At 60.2% G+C, this 6,318-nt stretch carries 4 protein-coding genes; 3 read left to right on the plus strand and 1 reads right to left on the minus strand.

The window, feature by feature from the left end; all coding sequences use genetic code 11:
- Positions 1–1,602: 1,602 nt before the first annotated feature.
- The gene (gene gyrA / locus AWU74_RS03195) at positions 1,603–4,128 is read right to left on the minus strand and encodes a DNA topoisomerase (ATP-hydrolyzing) subunit A (RefSeq protein WP_062327514.1); all 2,526 of its coding nucleotides are present in this window, start codon (positions 4,126–4,128) and stop codon (positions 1,603–1,605) included.
- A 360-nt stretch (positions 4,129–4,488) separates the two neighbouring features.
- On the opposite strand from gyrA, the gene AWU74_RS13135 reads away from it, so the two are divergent.
- The 3 genes from AWU74_RS13135 to AWU74_RS03205 form a co-directional block, all read left to right on the plus strand.
- Positions 4,489–4,620 (plus strand): hypothetical protein, encoded by a 132-nt coding sequence (locus AWU74_RS13135; RefSeq protein WP_306700937.1) that lies wholly within the window; start codon positions 4,489–4,491, stop codon positions 4,618–4,620.
- A 337-nt stretch (positions 4,621–4,957) separates the two neighbouring features.
- Positions 4,958–5,086, plus strand: coding sequence for a hypothetical protein (locus tag AWU74_RS13140; protein ID WP_306700940.1), 129 nt, complete (start codon positions 4,958–4,960; stop codon positions 5,084–5,086).
- 310 nt (positions 5,087–5,396) lie between these two features.
- The coding region (locus tag AWU74_RS03205; RefSeq protein ID WP_238580149.1) for an aconitase family protein at positions 5,397–6,318 on the plus strand (922 nt) is incomplete at its 3' end.

Below are 6,318 nucleotides of genomic sequence, written 5' to 3' on the forward strand. Positions count from 1 at the left end.
CCGCGCCCCGCCCGCCCCCGTAGGACGCTTGGTGTAGCCTGATGGTGTGCGCGCCAGCACTCGCGCTCCCCGCTGTGTCGCGTTGCCGTGGGGGCACCGTTCGCAAACAACCACCATACACCTTGTGGTGCGCCCGTGCCCAATTGCCGTATTACGGTTTTATATCGCCCCCCCCCCCCCCCCCCCCCCCCGGCAAGCCTTCACGGAAGCGGCGCTAAGTGTCAGCCTCTCTGCCGAGTTCTTTCAAAGAACTCGGTCGTTACCCGCAGGGTAACGCGGCACTCCCAACACGGGCAGGTCGTTACAGGGAACGCGGCAAGCCCGCTCGGTAGCCCTACTGGTGGAAACTTCAACGAAGCCTTCACGGTAGCCCCGCTAGCCGCTTGCCTCTCTGTCAAGTTTCCTCAAGAAACTTAAACATTACCCGCAGGGTAACACGGCTCCCCCGCATGGGGTGTTGGCACTCCCGACACGGGCAGCGCCCGTCGCCCTCCGGCAAGCCTTCTTGATAAACTCGGCAGGTGCTTATCCGCCCTATGGCTCCCGCCCGCCTCTTGGTAGGCACCAAGTGAACCGCTGTGACGGTGTTCGGCTTTACCGTATATGCGGCAGTTTCCTCAAGGAACTCGGCATAGGGGTTTGCGCCCTTCGGTAAGTCCGCTCGGCAGGCAACTGGGCGGCAACCGCTCGCCTCTCGGCAAGCCTTCTTGATAAACACGGTAGGTGCATATCCGTACTACGGGCTTTATGTCGCCCTGTTCGCATATCGCTCGGCAGGCACGGTAGGTTCTTACCCGTACTACGGCATATAGGCTTTCGCCTCTTGGTTGGATAGCTCGGCAGGCAACTGGACGCTGCCCGTCGCCTCTCGGCAAGCCTTCTTGATAAACACAGTAGGTGCATATCCGTACTACGGGCTTTATGTCGCCCTGCCCGCATATCGCTCGGCAGGCACGGTAGCCGCTTACCCGTACTACGGTATATGGGTTCTTCGCCCTTCGGCAAGCCCGCTCGGTAGACGCGGTAAATGCTTACCCGTATTACGGATTAACGCCGCTTCTATTAAGCCCTTAACGCCGCCTCTCGTTAGGGCTTACGAGCGTCTCTGTCCCACGCATTACCCCGTAGGGGTAACGTCCGAGTTCTTTCAAGGAACTCGGCATAGGGGTTTGCGCCCTTCGGTAAGTCCGCTCGGTAGGCAATTATGCGGAAACCGCCGCAAAGCCCGCTCGGCAGGTAACTGGGTGGAAACTTCAACGGAACCTTCTTGATAAACTCTGCAAGTGCTTACCCGCCCTACGGTTTTCGCCCTCCGGTAAGCCCGCTCGGTAGCCCCACTGGTAGAAACTTCAACGAAGCCTTCACGATAGCCCCGGTAGCCGCTGCCTCTGTGCTGTTCAGTAAGCCGACACCTTACTGTCCAGTAAGCCGGCACCTTACAGGGCGGTAAGCCGATAACGTACTGTCCAAAACAGAGGCTCTCGTCCGCCCACACGAGAGCCTGTCGTAAGCCCTATCGGGAGGCTCGCGTCCGCCCTGTCGAACCCCGCGTGAATTCGCGCCTATGCGCTTGCCCATATCCCGCCTATATGCCGAGTTCTTTCAAAGAACTCGGACGTTCCCTACGGGGAACGCCTCCGCGCTGCCCTCGCTTGCCACGCGGTCGACCCCTATGACCATATCCGGCGGCTCGATTTCAAGCACGCGCACCCCCGACGACGCGCGCCCCTGCCTGCTTATGGAATCCGCCGCGACGCGGAGCGCCTTGCCCTGATTCGTTATGCAGACGATTTCGTCCGCGTCCGCCAGCACTATGGCGCCTATGATTTCGCCGGTTCTGCTGTTCACGTTGTACAGGCGCTGCCCGCCCGTGCCGCGCCCGTGCGTCGCAAACTCGCCGAAGTCGACCCGCTTGCCGTAGCCGTGCGCGCACACCGCGAGCATTCGGCTGCCGGTTTCCACGCGGAGCGCGGCGGCGAGCCCGTCGTTCTTGCCGAGCCGGATTCCCCTGACACCGCGAGACGCCCGCCCCATAGCGCGCACGTCGGACTCGGCTATGCGGAGCGCCTGCCCCCGCCGCGTAATCAGCACCACGTCGTCCGCGCCGCCGCTCAGGATTGCGGCGACGAGCCGGTCCCCGTCGTCAAGGTTAATCGCTATGATTCCTTTCGCTTTTGCGTTGCGGAAGCCGCTCGTCGCCACCTTCTTCACCACGCCCGCCGCCGTCGCCATAAACAGGTACCGGTCGTCAGAAAACTCCTTCAGCGCCACGACCGCCGTGATTTCCTCGTTCGCCGACACCATGAGCAAGCCCTTTATGTGCGCCCCGCGCGAGTTGCGCCCCGTTTCGGGCAGCTCGTGCACCTTCAGCCAGTACGCCTTCCCCGCGCTCGTTATGAACAGTATGTGGTCGTGCGTGGAGGCGACGAAAATCTGCTTGATAAAGTCGTCCTCGACGAGCTTCGCGCTGTTCGACCCCTTGCCGCCGCGTCCCTGGCTCTTGTACGCCGTTATCGGCACGCGCCGGATATAGCCCACGCCGGATATGAGGATAGCCATTTCCTCCTCGCGGATAAGGTCTTCGGTGTTGATTTCTTCTATCTCGTCGTTCACGATTTTGGTGCGCCGCTCGTCGCCGAAACGCTCCGCCATGTCGTTCGTCTCGTCCCGCACTATGGCGAGGATTTTCTCCGGTCGCGCGAGCAGATCCCGCAGCCGCTCAATGAGCGCGTGCAGTTCCTGCAGTTCCTGCCGGAGGCTCTCGATTTCGAGGCTGGTGAGCCGCTTGAGCTGCATGTCGACTATCGCCTGTCCCTGTGCGTCGTCAAAGCCGAAGCGCTGCATGAGCGCCGCCTTCGCCGCGTCCGCGTTGCGGCTGCCGCGGATAATGCGGATCACCTCGTCGATATTGCTGATAGCGACGATGAGCGCCTCAAGGATATGCGCCCGCTCTTCCGCCTTCCGCAGGTCAAACTTGGCGCGGCGCGTTATAACGACGCGGCGGTGTTTGACGAAGTGCTCGATAAGCCCCTTCAGCGTGAGCACTTCGGGGCGCCCGTCGACGAGCGCGAGGTTTATGATCCCGTATGCCGACTGCAGCGCCGTGTGCGAGAAAAGCTGGTTCAGCACCACCTTGGCGATAGCGCCGTGCTTCAGTTCTATAACTATGCGCAGCCCCGCGCGGTCGGAGCTCTCGTCGTTTATCGAGAATATGCCGTCTATGACCTTGTCCCGCGCCAGCTCGCCTATCCGCGAGACGAGCGCCGTGGTGTTCACCTGATAGGGCACCTCGGTAAAGACGAGCGTCTCGCGCCCCTTCTTGTCCTCCTCTATGACGAACTGCCCGCGCACCACGAGCCGCCCGCGCCCCGTCAGGTACGCCTGCCGTATTCCCGTTCTGCCGTAGATGATTCCGCCCGTCGGGAAGTCCGGTCCGGCAACGATCCCGCACAGGGTTTCGGGCGACACCGCGGGGTCGTCGATATAGGCGGAAACGGCGGCGGCGATTTCGCGGACGTTGTGCGGCGGCATGTTCGTCGCCATTCCGACGGCGATTCCCGTCGAGCCGTTCGCCAGCAGGAACGGGAACTTGCCCGGCAGCACCGTCGGCTCCAGAGTCGACTCGTCGAAGTTTGGCTTGAAGTCGACGGTGTCCTTCTTTATGTCGTCCACCATAGGTTCTGCGAGCCGCGCCAGTTTCGCCTCGGTGTAGCGGTACGCCGCCGGCGGGTCGCCGCCGATTGTGCCGAAGTTGCCCTGCGAATGAATCACGGGATAGCGGAGCGAGAAGTCCTGCGCGAGGCGCACGAGCGCGTCGTATACCGAGGCGTCGCCGTGCGGGTGATAGCTGCCGAGCACGTCGCCGACAATCTTGGCGCACTTCCGCGTCGCGCCCGAATAGCGCAGCCCGCGCTCTTCCATAGAGTACAGAATGCGCCGGTGCACGGGCTTCAGCCCGTCGCGCACGTCGGGCAAGGCGCGGCTCACGATGACCGACATGGAATAGTCTATGTACGCTTCTTTTACTTCTTTCTCGATAGGGGTGGGGATGACCGTCCCGCCTTCGGGCGTCCTGATTTCCTGCCGCCTTTCGTCCGGCAGACCGCTTCCGCTTTCCGTATCAGCCATGATAGTTCCTTGTATTATATGCGCCCGCGTGCGCGGCAAGAGGCATTGTATACCGTGCGCGCGGCGCTATCAAGCGTTACGCGCGCGGAGCGCGGGCAAGGTTCGAGTTTCTTGAAGGAACTCGGCATAGAGGCTTTCGCCTGAATGCTGGCAACGTATAGGGTGGCGCGGAGACAACGTATAAAGCGGGAAGCCGACCCCTGCGAGCGGGCGAGCAGCAGAGAGGCAAGCGCCGACCGGGGCTGCCGGAATGGAGAGAAAAGGAGCGGGCAAAGCCCGTTCCTTTTCTTGTCTCATAGGGAAAGCGGCAAAGCCGCTTTCCCTATGACGGCATACAGTCCCGGAGTAACGGAAAAACCTTTGTATTATATAGAAATACACGGCGTAACGGCAAGACCGGACGCGACCTTTGGCGGCGTTTTTGAGCCGCTCATAGGATTTTATGCGTCGCTCAGAGGTTTTTATGAGTCGCTCATAAAATCGTATGAGTGACTCAGAGGTTTTTATGAGTCACTCATAAAATCGTATGAGTGACTCAGAGGTTTTTATGCGCCGCTCATAAAATCGTATGAGTGACTCAGAGGTTTTTATGAGTCGCTCATAAAATCGTATGAGTGACTCAGAGGTTTTTATGCGTCGCTCATAAAATCGTATGAGTGACTCAGAGGTTTTTATGAGTCACTCATAAAATTGTATGAGCGGGTCATTTGACGCCGCTTTTGTGCAAAATAACTTATTGACAGGGTGCGGAGCGTGTTGTATACTTTGCGTCAGATTGGAGACGTAAAAGTCCGGTATAAAAAATAATTTCATAAGGGAGGAAAGAAAAATGTTGAACGTAATGATTGCCGTATTTGCGGGAATGAAAGTTTGGTTTTGGGGAGCACTTGCAGCAGCAGCGGCACTTGCCGCCGCCGCCATGGGAATTGCTCATGGAATAGCCAAGTTGATTGGTTAACTAATAACGGGGGTAATTTCTTTGGAGGTTACCCTTCGTTTATAGTAGAGGAGAGGAACAAAGAATGAAAAAGAGCGGGGCGCGCGCCCCGCTCTTTTTATGCCCAGCCGAGCGTCTGCTTTTGCAGGCGTCCCGTGCCCGCCGCTCGGTACGGCGCGGGCGAATAATTGACCTATGGGCGGGGTTTCCGGTAGTATGGCGAATCGCTTGTCTTACGGGGCTATGGCGACACTTGTTTCCGCCGCTTGCGCGCGCTTTGCGGCGGCGAGTCCCCGGATTAAAGACGGCGGCGTTTTAAGGAGGCTCCCTCGTGATTACACTGTTCAAAACCGGCGCGTATCTGGCGGACGGCGCAGAGCTCATTGCGGACGACGCGGACGCCGCCGCGAAGCTGAAGCGGCGCGGCAAGGCGGCGAACCGCGAAGCGGCGCGGAAGGGTACGATTACCCACGGGATTCTGTCCGCGCACAACAGCGGGAGCGAGCGGGAACTCAAAATCACCTTCGACTCCCTCGCGTCGCACGACATAACCTATGTGGGCATAATCCAGACGGCGCGGGCGAGCGGCATGACGCGCTTTCCCCTGCCGTATGTGCTGACGAATTGCCACAACAGCCTCTGCGCGGTCGGCGGCACGATAAACGAGGACGACCACGTGTTCGCGCTGTCGGCGGCGAAGAAATACGGCGGAATCTACGTGCCGCCCCACCTTGCGGTCATCCATTCGTACAACCGCGAGCTTATGGCGGGGTGCGGCAAGATGATTCTGGGTTCGGACAGCCACACGCGCTACGGCGCGCTCGGCGCTATGGGGGTGGGCGAAGGCGGCGGCGAGCTTGCCAAACAGCTCGTCGGCAGGACGTATGACCTTTCCTGTCCCGACGTGGTCGCCGTGTACCTGACCGGAACGCCCCGCGCCGGAGTCGGTCCGCAGGACGCGGCGCTCGCAATCATCGGCGCGGTGTTTCGGAACGGGTACGTCAAAAACAAGGCGCTCGAATTCGTCGGAGACGGCGTGGCGCGGCTTCCGGTGGATTTCCGCAACGGAATAGACGTTATGACCACCGAAACCGCCTGCTGGTCGTCCGTCTGGCTCACGGACGGAGCGCCGCACGACATCGACTATGTGGGCATAATCCAGACGGCGCGGGCGAGCGGCATGACGCGCTTTCCCCTGCCGTATGTGCTGACGAATTGCCACAACAGCCTCTGCGCGGTCGGCTCAAGGCAGG

It is taken from the genome of Treponema endosymbiont of Eucomonympha sp., assembly GCF_001028545.1.